The organism is Pontibacter sp. MBLB2868 (genome assembly GCF_051904785.1).
Lineage (GTDB): Bacteria > Bacteroidota > Bacteroidia > Cytophagales > Hymenobacteraceae > Pontibacter.
The window spans coordinates 2,698,495-2,721,577 of record NZ_CP196710.1; the positions used below are offsets into that span (position 1 = coordinate 2,698,495).

Consider the following 23,083-nt stretch of genomic DNA (forward strand, 5'->3'; position numbering starts at 1 on the left):
CAAATGCCTCAGGTAAGAAAAATTTAGTATCCAATGTCTTAGAATAGGCAATGAACAGGCGGAAAGTTATACTTGGACTATTGGCATCTTTACCTGTGGCTCTCTTCGCAAAACAATCAACGTGGAGGTTAATCATGTTAACACCAGATGGTTTTAAAGTGAAAGCAGGTGAAGCTCGTTTCGGTGTTCATTACACGATGAAAGGGGTAACGCTAAACACACTTGATATTAAAATTTCCGGAAAGGACACAGCCAATAACTTAGCCGTATTTGAGCAGATCGGACACACGCCAAATGGTGGTCCTCCCTTACACATTCATCCTAACCAGGACGAGTGGTTTTATGTGCTTGAAGGGGAATACCTGTTCCAGGTTGGCGAAGAGAGGTATACCATGGAACCCGGAGACACTATTTTTCTTCCTCGAAACGTACCACATGCCTTCGTTCAACTATCCGAGAACGCGAGGGTGGTTGTTTCTTATGCTCCCGCCGGAAAGATGGAGTCATTTTTTAAGGTGACAGATCAATGGAACTCACCTCCATCCAAAGAAGAGATAGCTAAAGTTTTTGAAGATCATGACATGAAAGTGGTGGGACCTCCTTTAAAAGTTGGCTAATAATAACGCCCGCGCACTAGCATCACTTGTCGCTACTCCCTTTTACTCACCGTAGCCGGAGGCTTTTCAGGTATTTACCATTCAAAAATGATAAACCGGAAAATTTCTCAACAAATTCACAAACCAATTTATCCACAGCAATAGTACAGTTGCTGAATAAGTTAAGTAATTATCCACCGAAACTGCCCATATTTTTGATTTTTAATTCCTAATTCTTCAAATTACCTTCGTAACCCAAATACAAGTACCATGACGCAAAACGGACAAAACACAGACATCCGCACTGACTGGAGTCTGGATGAGATAAAGGAGATATACTACAAACCAGTATTGGAACTGATCGTTGAGGCAGCTAATGTGCATAAGCAGTATCAAGCCACTGGCGAAGTACAGGTGTGTACACTGCTTTCAGTAAAAACCGGCGGCTGTCCAGAGGATTGTTCATACTGCCCGCAGGCAGCGCGTTTTCACACAGATGTAGAAGTGCACAAGCTTCTGAGCCAAGAGCAGGTGTTAACTGCAGCGCAGCGGGCCAAAGAAGGTGGCTCTACCCGTTTCTGTATGGGTGCCGCATGGCGTGAGGTGCGCGATAACCGCGACTTCGACAAAGTACTTGACATGGTAAAAGGCGTGAACGAGATGGGCCTTGAAGTTTGCTGTACGCTGGGTATGGTAAATGAGTACCAGGCTGAGAAGCTGAAAGAAGCCGGCTTGTATGCCTATAACCACAACCTTGATACGTCAGAAGAGCATTACGACAAGATCATATCTACACGTACATATGATGACCGCCTGGATACGATAGACAACGTGCGCAAAGCAGGAATATCTGTTTGCTCCGGAGGTATCATCGGCCTTGGCGAAACAGACGAAGACCGTATCGGTATGCTGCACACATTGTCAACACTGGTACAGCATCCGGAGTCAGTGCCGGTAAACGCGCTTGTGCCAGTAAAAGGTACTCCGCTTGAAAACCAGCCACTTGTATCGGTGTGGGAAATGGTGCGCATGATCGCTACTGCCCGTATCCTGATGCCGAAAACAATGGTACGCTTGTCAGCGGGTCGTGAGCGCATGAGCGTTACGGAACAGGCGCTTTGCTTCCTGGCAGGTGCTAACTCCATCTTTACCGGTGAAAAGCTACTGACTACCCCTAACCCTGATTTCGATCAGGACAAGGCGATGTTCGAGTTACTGGGTCTTTCTCCGAGAAAGTCTTTCAAAGAAGAGTCTCAACAAGTTTGTTCTTAGGCACAAGATTTTAGACACAAGACACAGGACTTTTGTTCTCATTGTATCTGTGAAGAAGTCTTACAGCTAACGTCTTATGTCTGAAATCCTTAAAAATAAACTACAGCAAAAGCTGGAGGAACGGGCCGCGCAGGGCAACCTGCGTCAGCTTAAAACTACCACCGGCCTGGTTGATTTTTGCTCTAACGATTACCTCGGCCTTGCTCGCTCTGAAGAACTGCGGGCACTTATCCATAAGGAAGAGGAAAACTATAAACACCTGCCACTGGGAGCAACTGGTTCCCGGTTATTAGCAGGTAATCATACTTTATTTGAGGAACTGGAAAAAACGATAGCCAGATACCACCATGGAGAGGCAGCACTGCTGTTCAACTCCGGGTATTCGGCTAACGTCGGGCTTCTGTCTGCCCTGCCGCAACGCGGCGATACCGTTTTTTATGACGAAGCCAGTCATGCTTCTATAAAAGATGGCCTGCGACTAAGTTTTGCAAAAAGCTACAGCTTCAGGCATAACGATGTGGCGGACTTAAAGCGGAGACTGCAAACTGCGACCGGAACAGTATATGTGCTTGTAGAGTCAGTGTACTCTATGGATGGCGATAAAGCGCCCTTGGCAGAACTGGCACAGCTATGCCAGGAGCACAGTGCAGCACTAATAGTAGATGAGGCGCATGCTGCCGGCCTGTATGGCCCTAAAGGTGAAGGCATGACTGTGGCATTAGGTCTTGAAGACCAGGTGTTTGCTCAGGTTATTACCTACGGAAAAGCCATGGGAAGCCATGGTGCAGCTGTGGTAGGATCAAAAGTGTTACGCGATTATCTTATAAATTTTAGTCGCGCTTTTATATACACAACAGGTCTGCCGACACACGCTCTTATAACGCTTAAATGCGCTTATAAATTGTTGCCGGAGATGAATAAAGAACGTGACCAGGTAAAAAAACTTGCCAGGCACCTGTTCGAGCAACTGAATAAAATAAAAGGCATCCGCTGCTCACCGGAAGAGAGTGTTATACTTTCAGTTTTCCGGGAGGTTGCCGATGTGCAGAAGCTAAAGGAATTAGCTTTATACTTACAATCAGAAGGTTTTGATGTACGCCCTGTACTTAGCCCTACTGTGCCGGAAGGCCGGGAACGCTTACGGGTAATTGTACATGCATATAATACATTAGGAGAAATTGAGGGCCTCGTGCAGGCCATAGCCAAAGGAACATGAAACGATATTTTGTAACAGGCATAGGTACGGATGTTGGCAAAACAGTTGCAGCCGCCATTCTTACCGAAGCGCTACAAGCCGATTACTGGAAACCTGTGCAGGCAGGCGGCTTGGATTTCACAGATACCGACACTGTTATGAGTCTGGTATCTAACCCTGCATCAGTATTTCACCCGGAAGCTTACCGCCTGAAAATGGCAGCTTCACCACATCGTGCTGCAGCCGCTGAAGGCGTGGAGATTGACGTGCATGGGCTTGAATTGCCCCATACAGCAAACAACCTGATTGTGGAAGGTGCCGGTGGTTTAATGGTGCCTTTAAACAAGCGTTACCTGATGATCGACCTCGTGCAGCAACTTGGCCTGGATGTGGTGTTGGTGTCGCGTAATTACCTTGGAAGTATAAATCACACGCTGTTAACAGCCGAGGTGCTGCGTTACCGCAAAATACCTGTAGCGGGTATCATCTTTAACGGAGAAGAGAACCAGAGCTCCGAAGACTTCATCATTAAGTATACTGGCCTTCGTCGCCTGCCTTCCATTCGCCAGGAAGCTGATTTTTGTAAAGAAACAGTGGCAGAATATGCTGAGCAGTTTAAAAGCTACTTAAAGTAAGCCTAAACTAGTTTATACATTGACAGGTTTATTTATTAGGTGTCAAGAAAGTTTTTCGAAGCATCCAGAAGCAATACTAACTCCTAATAAGCTTTACTAGAAGTACTGTGGCAGATCGGAAGAAGCATATTGTAATCAGCGGCACAGGAAGCATTTCCCCACTTGGCCATGACCTTGTTTCAGTCAGCCAGGGATATGCGCTGGGTCAACCTGCTTTCACTACGATCATCCATAACGGAGAGGCTACTCCGGTAGCCAGATTATTGCCTGCTGCAGAAGCCGAATTACTTAAGCTCACGCAGTCTAACCCTTTTTACAATCAACTTGACAGATCTGTACTGTTAGCCATTTATGCAGCCAGACAATCTGCCATAACAGCAGGGTGGTTTACTGAAAATTCATCTTTAAAAGATGATCTGGCCGTGAACATTGGTTCCTCTCGTGGCGCAACCGGTCTGTTTGAGCATCACTATGATTCTTTTCAGCAGAGTTCTGCAGGAAGGGTATCATCAAGCGCCTCCCCGACTACCACACTTGGCAACCTCTCCAGTTGGGTAGCACAAGCTGTAAATGCGGGAGGTGGCCAGATCAGCCACTCCATGACCTGCAGCACAGCACTTATGGCTGTTGCCAATGGTGTTGCATGGTTAAAAGCAGGTATGGCAAACCGTTTTTTAGCCGGAGGCACAGAAGCCCCTCTCACTCCTTTTACAATTGCCCAGATGAAGGCAGTAGGGATTTACTCTAAGCTGGCCAACGATCCGTACCCGTGTCAACCATATGCAATTGTCAAACAAAACACCTTTGTGCTCGGAGAAGGGGCAGCAGTGTTTGCTATGGAGCAGAAAGCAGAAGATAGCATACAGCAAGGAACAATACTTGTTGAGGCTGTTGGCCTGGGATTTGAAAAAATTGAGAGTAAAACTGGTATTTCTTCTGAGGGGCTGAATTTTCAAAGATCAATGCGGCATGCCCTTGAACAGCTGCCGAAAAAAGATCGTCATATTGATCTTATTATCACCCACACCCCAGGAACCCGCGTCGGCGACAGTGCAGAACTGGCTGCTATCAAAGCTACTTTTGGTATAGAAAACACACCTTTAATCAGCACGAATAAATGGCTTATTGGCCATACTTTAGGAGCTTCTGGCGCATTAAGTTTAGAGTATGCTTTACATGCATTACAAACACAACAAATTCCTTCCATCCCCTATTCAACTTCATTAGTTCAAAACCACAATACTAGTAACTTAACAAGAGTACTTATCAATGCTGCTGGTTTTGGCGGAAATGCTACGAGTGTTATATTAAAAAAGTTATAAAAGCTTTTACTTCTCTCCTAAAGTCAACTATTTAGGACAACCTTCCTTGCTTCCATTTTTGGGAAATACGCATCCCATTATGGAACAGATATTAAAAATGTACATATTATCATATATGCTTTTTAGTATTAAATTTATAACTCTTCAAACACCCTCTCTCTTAAAGTCCTATTAAACAGACACGGCTTAACAAACATCTAAAATCACTTATATAAGGTACAAATGTTGATTAAACGGGCAGGAAAATAAAGCGTTTTTTTCGGTCTAAACGCATTTAAGCAGGCTTCAAATTTACCTGTTGTAATAAAATGAGAAAAATCACATTCGTATCAGTACCATATATAGTTGTTGTTTTGCTTTTGTTAGGCCTAACACTAAACTCCTATGCACAAACTCCAGGACTCATTTACAAACCTGCTACCAATGGCGGGAATAAGGTTTTAGACCCAGACGGAAACGGTTATGTTTCTAAAACCAGCGCTGGTTTTACTGGTGGCAATGATGAAGGGGCTGCTTACAGTGAGATCGACTATAAGCCTTTCCCTGTATTTATGAATGAGCCTCTCTCTGACCTTTCTACAGGAGCCAAATACGGCCACACGGATTATGCACCGAAAGGCGTTGGCTCTTCTCCATTATCCAGTTATTTTGACGGAACAAATCTACTTTTCAGAGTTAGACTAGCTGGACAATCTACTGCTTCGAAGGGGTATAGCATTCTGATTGATACGAATAACGATGTATCTGGTACAGGTAAAAACCCTGGGTTTGAATATGAAGTTGTGTTAACAACTAATTTTGATGTTCGGATATATAACCATGGGTCAAACACAACTACTGAAGGCCCACAGATATTTAATGGTTCTGTAGATCAATATTCTCAAAAGTCTATTGCAGCCTCTACTGGAGGAGGAGACCCTGATTATTTTTATGACTTTTATGTGCCGATAGCAGCTTTTGGCAGTGGCCTTACAGCAAGCACTCCAATTCGTATGACCGGGGTAACCGTTACCAGCGCGAAAAGTGGGCTTTTTGGGGTTGCATCTGATATTGGAGGTGTAGATGACACCAAGTATAGCGGAAATTTTATAGGTGCTTTGAAGGATATCATCGGGAGTTACACTCCTACTACGCCAACTGGTATTCAAACAGGTGGGTTTGCTCAAGTAAAAGCAACTGCTCCTGTCGTTAATGGTCCTATAAATAAAGGTTCAGGTACTAGTCAAATTTTAACCGGTTATTCAGTGGAAGCTGCTGGTTCCGTGATTGATGTTTTTCAAAATGGAATACTTATTGGAAGCACAACTGTTACGACAAATGGCACATGGTCTCTTACTGTTGCTGAATCAACTTTAGTTGCTGATCGACTAATCACAGCTACTGTAAAACCTGCAAATAAATCTCTTTCAGATTTATCTAGTCCAGTAAAAATTCAAAAATCAAGTTGTTTTTCCACAAATCCTCCTACGATTTACGGACCTTCATCCGGTAACAAGGGTTTAACAGGAACAACATCTGAAACTGGCCTAATCAAAGTTTATCTAATTGGGAACACTAGCCCACTTTTTTCAGGTAATATTACGGCTGGAACAACTTGGGTAGCAGATTGGGGTAATCAAGGAGGGTCTTTACCTGATGGTACATACTATGCTACCGTAACTGTTAACGGTTGTGAATCTAACGCTTCAAATCAATTTTGTTTTGTATCAGCAAATAATGGTAATGGACAGGCAGTAGAATATACCACGCCTTCACCTACAATAACACCGTCTTCCATCACAGCCTCTACAGCTACTGTAACAATTACAGGCAAAGCTGGCTCCACTTTAACACTTACTAAAAACGGAGTTCAAATTGCTTCAACCACATTGGCTACTAACACAACTACATGGGTAGTCAATCTTACAAATCTGTCAAATGGTGATGTCCTTTACGCACGTGCAACTTATAATTCACCTTGTACCTCTACTTCTGGCAGATCGAATGCAGTAAATGTAGCTATTGTAACGACACCTGTTCAAAGCGCAGCGCCTGTCATTATTGGAAGTTATTGTGGTACCACAACCGCAATATCTGGAACATCATCAGAAGCTCCTGGTACAACAATCAACCTTTATGATGGTGCAACTTTAATCGGAACTACTAAAGTTAATGCTTATGGAGCCTGGACAATATCTGGTTTAAGTCTTGTTGGAGGCAAAACTGTAACTGCAAAAGCAACCGCTTTAAATAAAACTGAAAGTGTTGCCTCATCTCCTAAAACTATTGGTACATCCTATTCAGGAGCTTTACCAACTATCACTTCATCTCCTATTGTGGAGGGAGATACTAAGGTTACAGGTAAAGCTCCTGTTAACACAGTGATAACATTATATATTAATGGAGACCCAATTGTTGACATAAATGGCAATTCAATAACAGTTGTGACAAATTCGGCTGGAGATTGGACCTTCTCAAGCACTTCCACGCCTGCCTCTTTAACACCTTTTGATTTCTATGCAGGCGCAAAAGTTACTGTGTCAGCCAAAGCTTCAGGTTCAACCTGCGAGAGTGCTCCATCGGCTGAAGTAGAAGTTCAATGTAAACCTGCTGACCAATCGATCACAACCAGTTTATCAAAAGTAAAATATTGCCCTAATGAGAAAGCAATTGTAAAACTTAATAAATCAGAAGCGGGAACAATATATAACGTTTATATCAAAACAAGTACCCAATCAGATGCTCAGGCAAGCTTATTCAGTTATTCTATGTTAGGTACTGGTGGTGCATTAAACATCGAAACTTTTGCCTTAGCCAGTGCTGATGATGGGAAAAAGTTATTTGTACAAACCTTTAAAGTAGGAGCTAGTTGTAAATACAAAATAGGTAGTGACCTTACAGTAGGTGTTTATGGCCCTGTTCCGAATAACTTTACTTTGTTAGCTTCAAACCAAACGAGCAATTGTCCGGGAACTTCAAGCAGCATTACAGTTAAAAATGCACTTACCGGATACTCCTATCAACTTATTTACTATTCAAACAAGAATAAAATTGGTTCTGCGATTATACCAACTATTGATGGAGATATTAGCTTTCCAGCTATGGCCGTTAGTCAAACGACTGATTTTGGTGTTATTATTACAAGACTGGATGGTGGCTGTATAGCTGAAAATGAAAATGCTCAGAAAATTACGATCACAAGAACCGGACCTTTAGTAAATCAAACTGTTACTCCTTCTAATTCCACTATTTGCCCTGGTTCTTCTGTTACCTTTAGCTTTAGTACAGAAAGTGCATCTTATACCTATACGCTGGTAGACAAAAGCAATCCAAACGTAGCAATTACAAGTGTTTTAGGCAACAGCGGCACCCGCACTTTATCAACAGGCACTCTAAACACACTGGGTACTAAAACTTACCAGATTAAAGTAACTACTGGTACTTGCACATCTACCCTTTTATCTGAGCCAACAGTAACGGTGACTAACGGCCCATCTGCAGCTGTCTCAGCTGGTTCAAATAAAACAGTTTGCGGCCCAAGCACTACCTTGCAAGGCAGCGATCCAGCACCTGGAGTCGGCACCTGGGCACAGGTCAGCGGTCCATCTGCTAGCACCATTGTAAACACTAACTCAGTAAATCCAACGGTAACAGGACTGGTATCTGGTGATTATGTTTTCAAGTGGAGTATAACAACGAGCTGTGGAGAAGGAACTTATTCTGCGAGTACAGTTACAATCACAGTTAACTGCCCCGCATACCCAAGTGTCAAAACCACTAAGTTTATTGATGAATATGTGTTAGGAGATGTGTTAGCTGTTATTACAGATTCTGACGGAGGTATTTCAAATTACTTATTGACTAGTGGAATAGTGCCTCCGGGCACTGCACTATCCATTAGTGGCAACCAGGTGTATCTTAAAGTCACTAATGCATCAACTCTTGTAGCAGGTAACTATACTCTAGCAATTCGTACAACAGATGCAAAAGGATTTAATTCCAATACATCTTTACTCATCAGAATGTATGACAGAGTAAGTACACCAACGGCTCCTACGCCCCTCCCAGTGCATTTGGCCTACTTTACCGGCAGCCCGGAGGAGGGCAAAGTACTCCTGCAGTGGGTTACAGCTATGGAAAAGGACAACGACCGTTTTGAGATAGAGCGCAGTACCAACGGGGAGCAGTTTGAGCAGATAGGAATTGTAAAAGGTAACGGTAACAGCTCCCAGGCCATTCGCTACAACTTTACTGACAAAAATCCGGGTACTGGCACAGTGTACTACCGCCTGCGCCAGGTGGACTATAGTGGCGAGAGCAGCTACAGCAAGATCATCTCCGTGGCCCTGGGCCAGTTGCCGGTGGCCGGTACAGCGCAAGCCTACCCCAATCCTTTCACCAGTGAGCTCCATGCAGTGGTAACCCTACCCGGGGCACAGGAGGTGAAGCTGGAAGTGGTCGATATCCGGGGGCAGGCAGTCTACAGTGGCAGGCAAGCCATGCTGGCGGGGTTCAACCAGGTGAACCTGCCGCTCCAGGCCCTGCGCACCGGACTCTACTTCCTCAAACTCTCCGGGCCCAACATCAACACCACCCTGAAAGTACTGAAGGCCCGCTAAAATAGCCTGAAGCCCATACAACAGGAAAGGCTGCCTTTAAAGGCAGCCTTTCCTGTTGTATATTATTTTTTGATAAGTACCAATATTCTGAACTTCCTGCGTTATTTTTGTACTTCATATTTATTTTTAAAGTAACTAGATGAAAATCTTAAAGTTCGGTGGTACCTCTGTGGGCACCGCTGAGAGAATGAAGGCAGTAGCCTCGCTTATCAAAAACGATGAGCCAAAGATCGTAGTGCTTTCCGCTATGTCGGGTACTACCAATGCATTGGTGCAGATCGCTGAAAAGCTGCATCAGAATAAAAACCAGGAAGCTACTGCGCTGATTGATGCGCTACACAATAAATATAAACAGGTAGCAGAAGAGTTGTATACTACTTCTGCTAAAAAAAATCAGGCCGAAGAGCTTTTAAACAATCATTTCGATTACCTCCGCTCTTTCACTCTTGACCTTTTCACAATACATGAAGAAAGAGCCGTGCTTGCGCAGGGTGAGTTACTTTCTACAGCACTTTTCCAGTTTTACCTGGAGGAGCAAGATATTCCTTCTGTACTTCTTCCGGCGCTCAACTTCATGAAGATCGATGAGAATGAGGAGCCAGATACGGCATATATTGCAAAGAACCTGAAAACAGAGCTGGAGCAATATCCCAACACAAAACTGTTCATCACACAGGGATATATTTGCAGGAATGCGTTTGGTGAGATTGATAATCTAAAGCGTGGTGGGTCAGACTACTCAGCCTCTCTCATCGGTGCCGCTGCAGATGCCGATGAAATTCAGATCTGGACGGATATCGACGGGATGCACAACAACGATCCACGCATCGTAAAGGATACATACCCTATTGCAGAGTTATCTTTTGATGAGGCAGCGGAGTTGGCTTATTTTGGCGCAAAGATCCTACACCCTAGCAGTGTTTACCCTGCAAAAGAAAAGGATATTCCGGTGCGTCTGCTAAACACGATGCAGCCTGAGGCAAAAGGCACAATCATAACTTCCGAAAGCAAAGGAGGAAGTATTAAAGCAGTAGCCGCCAAAGATGACATCACAGCAATTAAGATTAAATCAGGGCGAATGCTGCTAGCATATGGTTTCTTACGAAGTGTGTTTGAGGTATTTGAAAGATACAAAACACCCATCGACATGATCACTACCTCTGAGGTAGCAGTGTCGTTGACAATTGACAACGCTAAATTCCTGAATGAGATCGTTGCTGAGCTAAAAGAATTTGGACAGGTAGAGGTTGACCAGGACCAGACAATTATTTGTGTGGTAGGTGACTTTATAGCAGCGCGAAGCGGGTCGGGCTTAAAAATATTTGAAGCACTTAAAGCTATTCCGCTTCGCATGATCTCTTATGGTGGAAGCAAGAATAATATCAGTCTTTTGATTGATACCTCCCACAAGGTTGAGGCACTTACCAGGTTGAACGATGGAATTTTTGAGAGAAACACAACCAATGCTTAAGGAACACTTACAGGAGTTGAAGCAGCACGCCACTCCCCTTTATGTATATAACCTGGAGCTTTTGCGCCAGACGCTGCAAACAGCAAAGCAGGAAGCAGACAAGTATAACTTCCATGTACATTACGCTTTAAAAGCAAATGCAAATGAGCCAATACTTAATGAAATGCGCCATCATGGGTTTGGGGCAGATTGTGTAAGTGGCAATGAAGTTAAAGCGGCCATAGAAAATGGTTTTGCACCACAGGAAGTTGTATTTGCCGGCGTGGGTAAGTCCGATGACGAGATCAACTATGCACTGGACCAGGATATCTTCTGCTTTAACTGCGAATCAAGCCACGAACTTGAAATACTGAACGAGTTGGCAGAGGCAAAAGGGAAAATTGCCAGTATTGCACTACGCATCAACCCAAACGTTAATGCCAAAACTCATAAGTACATTACTACCGGGCTTGAGGAAAACAAATTCGGAATAAACGCCTGGGAACTGGATAGCGTGTTGCTGTTGCTGCAAAAACTGCAACATATCAAACTGATCGGAATCCACTTCCACATTGGGTCCCAGATAACAGACCTTTCTGTATTCAGTAATTTGTGTACGCGTGTAAATGAGTTCCAGGAGTGGTTCCTGTCTCATAATATTCAGCTAGAGCATGTAAACGTAGGTGGTGGCCTTGGCGTGGACTATTATAACCCGGAGGAGCAGCCAATACCCGACTTTGCAGCTTATTTTGGCCTGTTTAACCAGTTCCTGGAACTTCGACCTGGGCAGCAGGTGCATTTTGAACTAGGCCGTGCACTTGTGGCACAATGCGGAACACTACTTTCCAGGGTCCTCTATATCAAAAAAGGCATTACAACTAACTTTGCCATACTTGATGCAGGCATGACAGAGTTGATCCGTCCGGCGCTGTACCAGTCTTACCACAAGATCGAGAACCTGACCAGTGAAAAAGAAGAAGTCCGCTATGACGTGGTGGGCCCTATCTGCGAATCATCGGACTGCTTTGGTAAAGCTGTTGTACTACCTGAAACAAATCGTGGAGACCTGATAGCTATCCATACGGCCGGTGCTTACGGCGAAGTAATGGCCTCACAATATAATCTCCGCACAAAAGCGAAAGCACTGTATATTTAACTGCTAAAGTATAAAAAAAAGCCCCTCATAATTTTATGAGGGGCTTTTTTTTATACTTTAGCAGTCGGATTATCTTCTTACTGAACCGTTGCTTCTATCTCTGTATTCTCTGATGCGAGCAGGTGTTTCCTGTATTTGAGAAACTACAAAATTTGGCTCTGCATGTGCTATACCCTCCTGCCCCTGAAGGAAATTTGCCAGATCAAGCGCATTTCCACTCGCATTCTTATCTACTTTAACTATATATGTGTTTTCATCAAGCCCTCCTACCAGACTGGCTCCATAAGATTGTAATGTTCTGTCTAAAGTTGCTTTCCCTCCACTTTGTACAGTTACAATGGCTTCATTGCTCACTCCAAGTAAATTATCCTGTTGCACAAAAAATGGAGCCGCATAAGTAATAAGCTTATCCTGAGCGAGTATCTTTATAACTTGTTCGGTTTGATGACAGCTCAAGCCTTCCATTAAGGAAAGTGTATAGAGCATTTCAGACTCAGAACTGGTCTGTCCGCTAATGCCATTCACAAAGCCATATTTTTCAATTGCGCTTTTCTGTACATCATATGTTGTACCGGCTGCGAATGTTACCAATACCTGCCGCGTAAAAACAGTTCCTAACGACTTTTCCTGCCCATTATAGGAGTAGCTGTACGAGGTACAAGCTGACCCATCCTTTGCCTGGCTTAATAAATTAGGATCGAAGCGCACATTCCTGATAGGTGATCCGTTATCCTGCCTGCAACTGGAGAAGGCGGCAATAACAAGTATATATAAAAAGAGGGGTATAATTTTTCTGACCATTATCGTACAATTTAATCATCAACACATAATTGTTGTACGAGCACTTTTAGCTTAAAGCTACAATTTCAACTAGCAATTTTACACCGCTTCAGCCCTTTAAACATAGAATTATACATTTAATGAGATATTTAAATGATTTACCGCTTTTATTTTTTAAAATTTTGTTGCTTAAACTTTACCTGTAACTATACCTACAGAATAGCTTCTTTCTCATAACACGACGCTTTTATGACTGCTTCAGGGGTAACATTTTCAGGAAGCAGTGCAATAAAAGCTTTAGCTCTAATCAGTTCTTTCTGCAACTCATTCAGATTTCTGCGCTTCACAAATCCTATAAGTTGTAACTCTTCCGGGTTTACACCAAATGAGGTTACTTCATTCCACTTAATATTTGTCAGAAACAGATCGCTGGGCATGCGAATATATACCTGTAACAGTGTATCCGGGTCGGTAGCAACAGCAGGCTTGTATTTCGGATAAGTATAACGATAACCATTCAGAGCAGCCGAAACATCCGCCCAAACAGCAGAGCCGGTTGGGTAGCTCCCCGCGCCTTTGCCTTTCAAAAACTGATCACCTGCAAATTTTGCCTGTATCTGTACACCATTATACTCGTCCTGCACATGATAAAGCTCATCCGAAGGAAAGACGAATGTTGGAAGTACCTGCACTTCAAGCTGCTCCTCGGTAGTAACCCTGGCAGAAGCAACCAGTCGGATACGAGCTCCAAGCTTTTGTGCCAACACTATATCTTTTGCAGTGATAGTGTCTATACCAAAACATAGCACATGGTCAGGCTGCACAAAAACTCCGAACGCATGTGCTGCTATCAGGCATATTTTATGAAGCGCATCATATCCCTGCACATCCATAGCCGGATCAGCTTCAGCAAAACCCAGTTCCTGTGCCTGAACCAAGGCAGCTTCGTAAGTGCTTCCATCCGTGTCCAGCCTGGATAGTATGTAGTTAGAAGAGCCATTCAAAATACCGCGCACCTGTAATAAAGGCTCGGTGCCGTAGTAGGCTTCCAGGGTCCTAAGTATAGGTATACTGCCACAAACAGCCGCCTCATACAACAGCCTGCCGCCATAGTGCTTTTGCAGTGCTACTAGCTCCGGCAGGTTTTCTGCCACTACTTTTTTGTTTGCTGAAACTACGGTTTTACCGGCTTTCAGTGCCTGTCTAATCAGTATAAGCGCCTCAGCCGGGTCGTTGATCAACTCTGTCAGGATAAGGAGGGAGTCATCCTGCAACAACTCCTGCGGATCATAAGTGAAAGCGGAGGCAGGAAGGGAGCGGGCTTTTCCCTTGTCCCGCACACAAATTCTGGCAACCTCCATTTGGCGGTTATACTGCAGCACATCATATAGCCCTTGGCCTACACAGCCAAAGCCAAGTATACCTATTCTGTTAGTAAGCATGTTTCTCATAGTTTAGTGCTTGAATATTTTCGGCTTCATAAAACGTAGAGATCGCCTTTGTTAACTGATCGCACTCTACTAAAAACCCATCGTGTCCGTAATCAGACTTGATCAAATAAAAAGCGGAGCCAGGCACCTGCTCATGTAAATATTGTTGCTCCTGCACCGGAAACAACAGATCTGAATCTACGCCAACAAACAAAGTTTTCGCTTTCAGGTGCGCGAGTGCTTTCACGATTCCCCCTCTACCACGACCAATGTTATGAGAGTCCATTACTTTGGAGAGCAGCCAATAGGTATAGGCGTTAAACCTGCCGGCCAGCTTCTCTCCCTGGTACTCCTGGTAAGTTGATGCTCTAAAATTATCAGTTATGCTGTTGCCTGGTTCTTGCTGGGTTTGCTCATAGGTGTTATAGTGCCTGTAGGAAAGCATTGCTATGGCTCTGGCCGTTTTCAGTCCTTCAAGACCTGCTGTTTTACTGTACTCAGCCCAGGTTGGATCCAGACGGATAGCCATGCGCTGGCTTTCATTAAAAGCAATACCCCACGCCGAATGACGCGCATTGGATGCAACATGCACCAATCGCTTAAATACTTCGGGTCTTTGCAAAGCCCACTCCAGCGCCTGCTGCCCTCCCAACGAACCGCCAATCAGGGTATGCACCTGCGTTACCGCCAGGTCCTGGCGCAGCAGATCAAAAGCAGCCACAATATCACGGTTGGTCAGTTGCGGAAAGTCATGGAAGTATGGTTTTAATGTGTTTGGATTAACAGACAGCGGACCAGTTGAACCATAGCACCCGCCCAGGGTATTTGCACAGATCACAAACCAATCGGCTGGATCAAAAAGTTTTCCTTTTCCAAACAACTCTCCCCACCAATCGGTAAATTCAGAGTTGCCTGTAAGGGCATGGCAGACCCATATCACATTATTACGGTTGCTGTTGAGGTAGCCATAGGTAGTATAAGCCAACTGGAAGCCGGGGAGTGTGGTCCCGGACTCCAGCTGAAACTGTTGCTGATAGTGGAAAGTATGTTGCTCAAGCATGACTATGTTTAACTTAAAATCGCTTCCGGCTCGGTAATCCGTACCTGCGCAAAAGCCTGTTCAAAATCTGCTTTGATATCGTTTATATGTTCTATACCGGCAGACACACGGAGTAGAGTCGGGTCTACTCCTGCATTTATCTGTTCGGTATCGCTTAGTTGTTGATGTGTAGTAGAAGCCGGGTGAATGATAAGGGTTTTAGCATCACCCACATTGGCCAGATGGCTTACAAGTGTCAGGCTATTTACAAATTTCTCTGCCTGTTTCTTATCACCCTTTATCTTAAAGGACAGAACACCTCCGAAACCTCGTTTCAGATACTTTTTAGCCAGTTTATGATAGTTGCTGCTCTCCAGCCCCGGATAATTAACCGACTCTACCAGTTCATGCTGTTCCAGCCACTTTGCCAGTTCCAGCGCATTTTGTACTGTTCTGTCAACACGCAGCGAGAGTGTTTCCAGGCCTTGCAGCAGCAGGAAAGAGTTGAATGGGCTAAGCGCCGGGCCAAAATCACGTAATCCTTCCACACGTGCCCGAATGGCAAAAGCAATGTTTCCGAAAGGCCCGTCAGCACCAAATACCTCCCAAAAATTAAGCCCGTGGTAACCATCAGATGGCTCAGAAAACTGTGGAAACTTACCATTGCCCCAGTTAAAATTGCCGCCATCCACAATCACACCGCCAATACTGGTACCGTGCCCTCCTATCCATTTTGTTGCAGACTCCACAACCACATTGGCGCCATGTTCCAATGGTCTGAACAGATATCCTCCTGCCCCAAAAGTATTATCAACTACCAGCGGAATCTCATACTTCTGCGCCAATGCTGCAATCGCCTCAAAATCCGGAATGTTAAACCTTGGGTTTCCAATAGTTTCCACGTAGATCGCCTTTGTATTTTCATCTATGTGTTCTTCAAAGCTATTTACTGCATCGTCTTTAGCAAATCGTACTTCAATTCCCAAGCGCTTAAATGCCACTTTAAACTGGTTATAAGTACCGCCATACAAGAAACCGGTGGAAACAAAATTATCTCCGGCCTGCAGGATGTTGTTTAGGGCAATGAACTGTGCCGCCTGACCAGACGCTACTGCTACTGCTGCTACGCCTCCTTCCAGTGCCGCAACACGCTTTTCGAACACATCTGTAGTTGGATTCATGATGCGGGTATAAATATTCCCAAACTCTTTCAGGGCAAACAGGTTAGCGCCATGTTCAGCGTTTTTGAAAGTATAGGAAGTTGTCTGGTAAATTGGCACAGCACGCGATTGTGTGGTGGGATCTACTTCCTGGCCAGCGTGTAGCTGCAATGTTTCGAAATGCAATGGTGTTGACATGATAGTTTAATTATAAATTTGGAGATAAAATATACAATGGAATAAAGACAGGACTAACTGCAGGTATGCGTTGAGGTATACAACAGACGCAGGTCTGCAGAAAAGCCATTAAGTGCTAAAATGTGGGATCTAGGCTAGCAACAACAGCAAGCCATCATGCGCATGGGCTTGCACATGTTTAAAGTACGCTGCATGCAAAGCGCAACGAAAAACAGCGTGAGTTTACCAACCAAGGATGTTGGTAACGGTACTACTAAAAAATGTTCTGTGTGATTGATTCCCTTTTTCATAAACGTATCAATTTATATTCTTCCGGATAATCCGGAATCAGGAATTAGCACCTTTTACCACGTTGGTTAGGTTGCTAGCGCTTCACAGAGCCTGTCTCTCCGCGCTTCTTTATAAATCAATTTTCCGTGTAGGGATAACTGACTTGATGTTGCAAGTATACGCCAGCAAATTTTAAAAAGCCAAAAATAATTTCAAGTATTTTTCTGAATGTTTTCTTCCGTAAAAAGTATAAATCGTTAAAAATTCATAATCACAATAATACCTTTTCTAACAGATAATTGGCTCCTCCATCATCTGCTTATCTTTACTTAAAGCGCCAGATATCCCTGTTATCATAAAACTTACAAACATGTAGGCGCACCAGCTGTTGGAAAGTATAATTAGCACCTCCTAAAGAGGTTTTTTCTCGTTTTAAGTAACAACTATGAAGATATTGCTGACAGGTGCCAACGGATATATCGGAAAACGGCTCCTGCCTCTTTTGGTAGAGCAGGGACATGAAGTCACATGCCTTGTCCGGGACCCGAGGCGATTCGGATTACCCGCCACACTTAAAGAAAAAGTCCAAGTTGAAAAAGGTGATCTTTTAGACCTTAACTCGCTAAAAAACTTACCACCTGACATAGATACTGCCTATTATCTGGTGCACTCGATGGGTGGTGACGGGAAAGATTTCTCTAAAATGGAGGACCAGGCAGCAAGAAATTTTACGGTTTCCCTGAACACGACTTCTGCAAAACAAATCATTTACCTGAGCGGAATCGCCAATGTAGGCAACCTGTCTACGCATCTTTCCTCCAGGTTGCATGTTGAGGATGTTTTAGCAGAAGCAAAAGCAAGCCTGACAGTATTACGTGCAGCCATCATCATAGGCTCAGGCAGTGCCTCGTTCGAAATATTACGTGATCTGGTTGAGAAACTACCTGTAATGATAACCCCCAAATGGCTAAAGTCCAAGTGCCAGCCAATTGGCATCCGGGACGTTATTTTTTACCTCACACAAGTGCAGGGCGATCAGCGTTTTTATGGTAAAAGCTTTGAGATCGGCGGTCCGGAGGTAATGACATATAAAGAAATGATCCTGAGGTTTGCCAAACTTCGTGGTCTGAAACGATACATTATTTCAGTACCCGTGCTCACCCCCCGGCTCTCCTCCTACTGGCTATACTTCGTGACCAGCACCAGCTTCAGCCTGGCCAGAAACCTGGTGGACAGCCTCCGAAACGATGTTGTGGTGATAGATCATTCTATTGAAAATTTAATCCCACATCATTGCCTCACTTTTGATCAGGCTATTAAACTGGCATTTAGCCGGATTGAGCAAAACATGGTGGTATCCAGTTGGAAGGATGCTTTGGTAAGCGGAAACATGCACCTGAACTACATGGATTTTGTACAGATACCCGAACATGGAGTGCTTACGGATAAAAAACGTAGAAAATTTAACAGACCTGTGGATGAAGTACAGCAGAACATCTGGCGCATCGGGGGTGAGCGCGGCTGGTATAAAACAGACTTTTTGTGGCGTATCAGAGGGCTGCTCGATAAAATGGTAGGTGGTGTGGGCCTCAGGCGGGGCAGGCGGAGCCCTTATGACCTTAAAGCCGGCGACACCCTGGATTTCTGGCGGGTACTGGTAGCCGACGAACAACAAAGACGCTTGCTGCTATACGCCGAGATGAGACTACCTGGTGAGGCCTGGCTTCAATTTAAGATATGCGAAGAGGCTGATGGAAACTATCTGGAACAACTAGCTGCTTATAGACCGAATGGCTTAATCGGACGATTATATTGGTATGCTGTACTGCCTTTCCATTCCATCATATTTGGTGGCATGATCGAGAATATTATCGACTACAGAAAATAAGTTCTCCCGATAATATTACTGATACAATATTCATCTGAAATTACAATTAATAGGTTCTTAAGTATAAAACTAAAAGCTATTCTCTTAGTATACTCCTATATATTTTTCAGCCTATGTTTAAGGCGCTTTAGTTGAAACAAGTTTTTGAAAATCCAATATTATTTCCTGCCCTATAATTTAATAGTTAACTTTGCTCCTCGATAACCCATCAGACCTAATGGAGGCTATAAAAGAAACCAACTTCTCCTTTCCTGGCCAGACCGGCTTTTACAGGGGCAAAGTCCGTGATGTTTATTATTTTAATGACAGGCTTGCCATTGTGGCAACGGACCGTATCTCAGCTTTTGATGTAGTGCTGCCGCGGGCAATACCTTATAAAGGGCAGGTCCTGAACCAAATTGCCAGCTTAAACTTAAAAGCCACTTCAGATATTGTTCCAAACTGGGTCATTACTACTCCTGATCCTAATGTAACCATCGGTTATCACTGCGAACCATTTAAGGTGGAAATGGTGATCCGGGGCTACCTGGCAGGCCATGCCTGGCGTGAGTATAAAGCAGGAAAGCGCAGCGTGTGTGGTGTAACTTTACCCGAAGGGCTGAAAGAAAATGATAAGCTTCCGGAGCCGATCATTACACCAACCACCAAAGCTGACGAAGGACACGATGAGGATATATCGAGAGAAGAAATTTTAGCGAAAGGATTTGTATCCGAACAAGATTACCTTAAATTAGAGCGTTATACGCGCGAGTTGTTTGCTCGGGGCACTGAGCTGGCACAGCAGCAGGGCCTTATATTGGTAGATACAAAGTATGAGTTCGGTAAGCACAAGGGAGAAGTGTATTTGATAGATGAAATTCACACTCCTGATTCTTCCCGTTACTTTTACAGCGAAGGCTATGCAGAACGGCAGGCAGCTAATGAGCCACAACGCCAGCTTTCGAAGGAATTTGTTAGGCAGTGGTTAATTGAGAATGGTTTTCAGGGACAGGAAGGCCAGCAAATACCAGAAATGACTGACAAAATAGTAGCCGGAATATCGGAGCGCTATATAGAGTTGTTCGAAGTATTTACAGGCAGGAATTTCCAAAAAGAAAACTATCAAAATGCTCTCAAACGAATTGAAGAGCAGGTAAAAGAAAACATTTTTAGTACCAATGATTACAATATTTAAAGTAGATTTGGTACATTTGCTTTTAAATCCTTATAGGTAGATCTATGAAGTACACGATTGACAAGAAAGAAAACTACACTATTATCACGATAGATGAGAAGAAGTTAGATACTTCTATCGCACCCGATTTAAAGTCAGAGTTCGTGAAGTTGAATGCTGAAGGGATCACAAACCTGATTCTTGACCTAAGCAACGTTAAATATACTGACTCCTCAGGCCTCAGCTCCATTCTGATAGCAAACCGCCTTTGCAACTCATCAAACGGATTATTAATTATGACAGGGCTTCAGGATCATGTTATGAAGCTGATCACTATCTCTAAGCTTGAGTCAGTTTTAAATATCCTGCCTACTGTAGAGGAGGCAATCGACCGTGTATTCCTGCACGAGATCGAGCAGGATCTTACTAACAAAGAAGACTAGCTATAGCCGCCTATTGTGGATTTCGAACTCAGAATATTAGGCAGTTCGTCGGCCACACCATCGGCAAACAGACATCATACCGCCCAGATCTTAACCATTGGTAATCAATACCACCTGATCGACTGTGGCGAAGGAACTCAAATGCAGCTGATGCTTTACAAAATAAAGCATCAGCGCATTTCTAGCATCTACATCAGCCACCTGCACGGTGATCATTATTTTGGCTTGCCTGGCTTGCTCTCTACAATGCATTTGCAGGGCCGACAAGCACCTCTGCACCTCTTCGGACCTCCCGGCCTCTCAGAAATCTTAAGTTTACAACTGAAGTACTCCGGTACTAACCTGTGCTATAAGCTGGTTTTCCATGAGCTGGATACAAGCAGCTATAAAAAGATATTTGAAGACAAGCAGATCACGGTTCATACTGTTCCTATGGAGCATCGCATACCCTGCTGTGGCTTTTTGTTCCGTGAAAAGCAAAAACCTCGTCCGCTAATAAAAGATAAGCTGCCCGCTTTTTTAACACCACCACAGTTAGTACGCCTTAAGTGGGGCGAGGACATACAGGATGAGCAAGGCAATGTGCTGGTACAAAACCATGAGGTAACCATGGAACCCAAGCGAAGCCGTAGTTATGCATACTGCTCCGACAGCCGATATAAGCCAGACCTGCTCCCTTACCTCTGCAACTTAGACTTACTGTATCACGAGGCCACTTTTACGAACGAATTACGTGAACGTGCCGAGTACACATTCCATAGCACTGCCCGGCAGGCCGCAGAACTTGCCGCAGCTGCTCAGGTAAACCAACTAATTATTGGTCACTTTTCTGTCCGGTATAAGGACCTCACACCCTTGCTGGAAGAAGCCAAGGAGGTGTTTCCGCAGACAAACCTCGCCACGGAAGGAAGTGTTTTTAATGTGCAGGAGTAACCGGCCAATTCTTAAAAACTTTAACAAAAAGGGTTGTTTACAGGTTAATCAGATTAATTTCCTATATTTAATCCTGGAGCTTTGCCCCTTTTAGTATCGTTATCAGAATACATAAAGAGAAGTATAAAACATGATCAAGAATAAGTTATTTACGGTAACTGGTATTTTCACTGGATTGGCAGTGCTGTTTATTATTATGCAGTTTTTCCGCATTGATAAAACAAACCCACCTGTTGATCCTTCTAAAGAGTTTGCCATGCTAACCAACCCTCCACAGGATGTACAGCTTATCCTGCAGGAGTCATGCTACGACTGCCATTCCAACGAAACTACTTACCCGTGGTACTCAAATGTCGCACCTGCTTCCTGGTTCCTGAAGAACCATATTGACGAAGGTCGCCACCACCTTAATTTTTCTGAGTGGGGAGATTATACAGCGAAAAAAGCAAACCATAAGATAGAAGAGTCAATAGAGATGGTTGAGGAAGGAGAAATGCCCATGACTTCTTATACACTACTGCACCCTGAAGGAAGGCTCACCAAAACTGAAAAAGAAAAATTGCTTACCTGGTTCAGGTCCATCAAGAAGTAAGCATTTCTGAAAACAAATTGATCCTGAAAAACTTTTAAAGTATAGCTGTTGCTGCCATTGGCGCTAAAGCTATACTTTGTGCTTTAGCACTATCACAAGCAGCTTTATTCCGAAATATACCACACAAATCGGATGATCTTGAAATGGCTAACATAATTCCATCGCAGCACCAACGCGAGAAAAAGAGAACGCAGCTGTTCCTGGTTCTCAGCGGTATCTTTATTTCCAATGCTCTTCTGGCTGAACTAATTGGCGTAAAGATATTTTCTGCTGAGGCTCTTTTTGGTTTACCAGGTGCCCAAATACCCGTGTTAGGTGGCTCAAAGCTGGATTTTAACCTAACTGCGGGAGTTATTATATGGCCTGTAGTATTTATCACTACAGATATCATAAATGAATATTTCGGAAAAGATGGTGTAAAGAAAGTAAGTATACTTACATTATTGCTTATTCTTTATGCATTTTTGATAATCAGCGCCGTAACCGGCCTGCCGCCTGCTCAGTTCTGGCTGGATGTAAATAGCTCTGATCCGCAAGGCAATGCTTTTGATATAAATTACGCCTACAACAGTGTGTACCGCCAGGGGTTAGGTATCATTATAGGCTCCGTTGCCGCATTCCTGCTCTCTCAGTTTTTAGATGCAACTGTATTCCATTGGCTGCGTCGGTTTACAGGCAGCAAAAAAATATGGCTACGTGCCACTGGGTCCACTGTAGTATCTCAGTTAATTGATTCGCTGGTCGTATTGCTGATAGCTTTTTATGCATTTGGCAACTGGTCTTTAGAGCAAGTCCTTTCGGTGGCACTGATCAACTATATTTACAAGTTCAGCATTGCTATTTTGCTTACACCTCTTCTCTATGTTGCCCATTACCTCATAGATCGTTACCTGGGGGAGGAGCAGGCAGAAGTACTCATAGAAGAGGCTGTTATTGAGAGTGAAGTTAACCACAAATAAATTTTTCCTACTGT

Annotated in this window: 18 protein-coding genes and 1 riboswitch; of the genes, 14 read left to right on the forward strand and 4 right to left on the reverse strand. The window is 43.9% G+C overall.

Annotation, left to right across the window (positions count from 1 at the left end):
- The first annotated feature begins 134 nt into the window (after positions 1–134).
- The 8 genes from ACSX1A_RS11490 (at position 135) to lysA (ending at position 12,224) form a co-directional block, all read left to right on the forward strand.
- A complete protein-coding gene (locus ACSX1A_RS11490; RefSeq protein ID WP_439879794.1) occupies positions 135–617 on the forward strand; it encodes a cupin domain-containing protein in 483 nt (160 codons plus the stop codon).
- 249 nt (positions 618–866) lie between these two features.
- Positions 867–1,868 carry a biotin synthase BioB gene (gene bioB, locus ACSX1A_RS11495; RefSeq protein WP_439879795.1) on the forward strand — a complete coding sequence of 334 codons (1,002 nt, stop codon included), beginning with the start codon at positions 867–869 and terminating at the stop codon, positions 1,866–1,868.
- 76 nt (positions 1,869–1,944) lie between these two features.
- Complete coding sequence (locus ACSX1A_RS11500) at positions 1,945–3,084, forward strand: aminotransferase class I/II-fold pyridoxal phosphate-dependent enzyme (protein WP_439879796.1); 1,140 nt, start codon at positions 1,945–1,947, stop codon at positions 3,082–3,084.
- Positions 3,081–3,698 carry a dethiobiotin synthase gene (gene bioD, locus ACSX1A_RS11505; RefSeq protein ID WP_439879797.1) on the forward strand — a complete coding sequence of 206 codons (618 nt, stop codon included), beginning with the start codon at positions 3,081–3,083 and terminating at the stop codon, positions 3,696–3,698. The genes ACSX1A_RS11500 and bioD overlap by 4 nt, the downstream gene beginning before the upstream one ends.
- Positions 3,699–3,805: 107 nt before the next feature.
- Positions 3,806–5,020: a beta-ketoacyl synthase N-terminal-like domain-containing protein gene (locus ACSX1A_RS11510; protein WP_439879798.1), complete on the forward strand. Its 1,215-nt coding sequence runs from the start codon at positions 3,806–3,808 to the stop codon at positions 5,018–5,020.
- A 308-nt stretch (positions 5,021–5,328) separates the two neighbouring features.
- Entirely contained in the window at positions 5,329–9,618 is a 4,290-nt protein-coding gene (locus tag ACSX1A_RS11515; protein WP_439879799.1) for a T9SS type A sorting domain-containing protein, read from the forward strand.
- Positions 9,619–9,757: 139 nt separating this feature from the next.
- Entirely contained in the window at positions 9,758–11,089 is a 1,332-nt protein-coding gene (locus tag ACSX1A_RS11520; RefSeq protein ID WP_439879800.1) for an aspartate kinase, read from the forward strand.
- The gene (gene lysA, locus ACSX1A_RS11525) at positions 11,082–12,224 is read left to right on the forward strand and encodes a diaminopimelate decarboxylase (RefSeq protein ID WP_439879801.1); all 1,143 of its coding nucleotides are present in this window, start codon (positions 11,082–11,084) and stop codon (positions 12,222–12,224) included. The genes ACSX1A_RS11520 and lysA overlap by 8 nt, the downstream gene beginning before the upstream one ends.
- Positions 12,225–12,293: 69 nt before the next feature.
- Here lysA and ACSX1A_RS11530 read toward each other — a convergent pair whose 3' ends face one another.
- The 4 genes from ACSX1A_RS11530 to ACSX1A_RS11545 all read right to left on the reverse strand — a co-directional run bounded on the left by ACSX1A_RS11530 (position 12,294) and on the right by ACSX1A_RS11545 (position 16,831).
- Positions 12,294–13,025 carry a hypothetical protein gene (locus ACSX1A_RS11530; RefSeq protein WP_439879802.1) on the reverse strand — a complete coding sequence of 244 codons (732 nt, stop codon included), beginning with the start codon at positions 13,023–13,025 and terminating at the stop codon, positions 12,294–12,296.
- Between the two features lie 191 nt (positions 13,026–13,216).
- A complete protein-coding gene (locus ACSX1A_RS11535) occupies positions 13,217–14,455 on the reverse strand; it encodes a homoserine dehydrogenase (protein ID WP_439879803.1) in 1,239 nt (412 codons plus the stop codon).
- Positions 14,436–15,494 carry a homoserine O-acetyltransferase family protein gene (locus tag ACSX1A_RS11540; RefSeq protein WP_439879804.1) on the reverse strand — a complete coding sequence of 353 codons (1,059 nt, stop codon included), beginning with the start codon at positions 15,492–15,494 and terminating at the stop codon, positions 14,436–14,438. The genes ACSX1A_RS11535 and ACSX1A_RS11540 overlap by 20 nt, the downstream gene beginning before the upstream one ends.
- Positions 15,495–15,502: 8 nt before the next feature.
- Positions 15,503–16,831 (reverse strand): O-acetylhomoserine aminocarboxypropyltransferase/cysteine synthase family protein, encoded by a 1,329-nt coding sequence (locus ACSX1A_RS11545; protein WP_439879805.1) that lies wholly within the window; start codon positions 16,829–16,831, stop codon positions 15,503–15,505.
- 299 nt (positions 16,832–17,130) lie between these two features.
- Positions 17,131–17,239, reverse strand: a riboswitch (SAM riboswitch).
- A 307-nt stretch (positions 17,240–17,546) separates the two neighbouring features.
- Here ACSX1A_RS11545 and ACSX1A_RS11550 point away from each other — a divergent pair.
- The 6 genes from ACSX1A_RS11550 (at position 17,547) to ACSX1A_RS11575 (ending at position 23,069) form a co-directional block, all read left to right on the forward strand.
- The gene (locus ACSX1A_RS11550) at positions 17,547–18,989 is read left to right on the forward strand and encodes an SDR family oxidoreductase (protein WP_439879806.1); all 1,443 of its coding nucleotides are present in this window, start codon (positions 17,547–17,549) and stop codon (positions 18,987–18,989) included.
- A 217-nt stretch (positions 18,990–19,206) separates the two neighbouring features.
- Positions 19,207–20,163 (forward strand): phosphoribosylaminoimidazolesuccinocarboxamide synthase, encoded by a 957-nt coding sequence (locus ACSX1A_RS11555; RefSeq protein WP_439883552.1) that lies wholly within the window; start codon positions 19,207–19,209, stop codon positions 20,161–20,163.
- A gap of 44 nt (positions 20,164–20,207) precedes the next feature.
- Positions 20,208–20,585 carry an STAS domain-containing protein gene (locus tag ACSX1A_RS11560; protein WP_439879807.1) on the forward strand — a complete coding sequence of 126 codons (378 nt, stop codon included), beginning with the start codon at positions 20,208–20,210 and terminating at the stop codon, positions 20,583–20,585.
- Between the two features lie 15 nt (positions 20,586–20,600).
- Positions 20,601–21,518 (forward strand): ribonuclease Z, encoded by a 918-nt coding sequence (locus ACSX1A_RS11565; RefSeq protein ID WP_439879808.1) that lies wholly within the window; start codon positions 20,601–20,603, stop codon positions 21,516–21,518.
- A gap of 130 nt (positions 21,519–21,648) precedes the next feature.
- Positions 21,649–22,110 (forward strand): heme-binding domain-containing protein, encoded by a 462-nt coding sequence (locus ACSX1A_RS11570; RefSeq protein WP_439879809.1) that lies wholly within the window; start codon positions 21,649–21,651, stop codon positions 22,108–22,110.
- Positions 22,111–22,253: 143 nt separating this feature from the next.
- A complete protein-coding gene (locus ACSX1A_RS11575; RefSeq protein WP_439879810.1) occupies positions 22,254–23,069 on the forward strand; it encodes a queuosine precursor transporter in 816 nt (271 codons plus the stop codon).
- Positions 23,070–23,083: the final 14 nt, after the last annotated feature.

Bases quoted from the DNA above. Each gene is read 5' to 3' on its own strand.
- ACSX1A_RS11490 (WP_439879794.1), top strand. From the start codon at position 135: ATGTTAACACCAGATGGTTTTAAAGTGAAAGCAGGTGAAGCTCGTTTC.
- bioB (WP_439879795.1), top strand. From the start codon at position 867: ATGACGCAAAACGGACAAAACACAGACATCCGCACTGACTGGAGTCTG.
- ACSX1A_RS11500 (WP_439879796.1), top strand. From the start codon at position 1,945: ATGTCTGAAATCCTTAAAAATAAACTACAGCAAAAGCTGGAGGAACGG.
- bioD (WP_439879797.1), top strand. From the start codon at position 3,081: ATGAAACGATATTTTGTAACAGGCATAGGTACGGATGTTGGCAAAACA.
- ACSX1A_RS11515 (WP_439879799.1), top strand. From the start codon at position 5,329: ATGAGAAAAATCACATTCGTATCAGTACCATATATAGTTGTTGTTTTG.
- ACSX1A_RS11520 (WP_439879800.1), top strand. From the start codon at position 9,758: ATGAAAATCTTAAAGTTCGGTGGTACCTCTGTGGGCACCGCTGAGAGA.
- lysA (WP_439879801.1), top strand. From the start codon at position 11,082: ATGCTTAAGGAACACTTACAGGAGTTGAAGCAGCACGCCACTCCCCTT.
- ACSX1A_RS11530 (WP_439879802.1), bottom strand. From the start codon at position 13,025: ATGGTCAGAAAAATTATACCCCTCTTTTTATATATACTTGTTATTGCC.
- ACSX1A_RS11535 (WP_439879803.1), bottom strand. From the start codon at position 14,455: ATGAGAAACATGCTTACTAACAGAATAGGTATACTTGGCTTTGGCTGT.
- ACSX1A_RS11540 (WP_439879804.1), bottom strand. From the start codon at position 15,494: ATGCTTGAGCAACATACTTTCCACTATCAGCAACAGTTTCAGCTGGAG.
- ACSX1A_RS11545 (WP_439879805.1), bottom strand. From the start codon at position 16,831: ATGTCAACACCATTGCATTTCGAAACATTGCAGCTACACGCTGGCCAG.
- ACSX1A_RS11550 (WP_439879806.1), top strand. From the start codon at position 17,547: ATGAAGATATTGCTGACAGGTGCCAACGGATATATCGGAAAACGGCTC.
- ACSX1A_RS11555 (WP_439883552.1), top strand. From the start codon at position 19,207: ATGGAGGCTATAAAAGAAACCAACTTCTCCTTTCCTGGCCAGACCGGC.
- ACSX1A_RS11560 (WP_439879807.1), top strand. From the start codon at position 20,208: ATGAAGTACACGATTGACAAGAAAGAAAACTACACTATTATCACGATA.
- ACSX1A_RS11570 (WP_439879809.1), top strand. From the start codon at position 21,649: ATGATCAAGAATAAGTTATTTACGGTAACTGGTATTTTCACTGGATTG.
- ACSX1A_RS11575 (WP_439879810.1), top strand. From the start codon at position 22,254: ATGGCTAACATAATTCCATCGCAGCACCAACGCGAGAAAAAGAGAACG.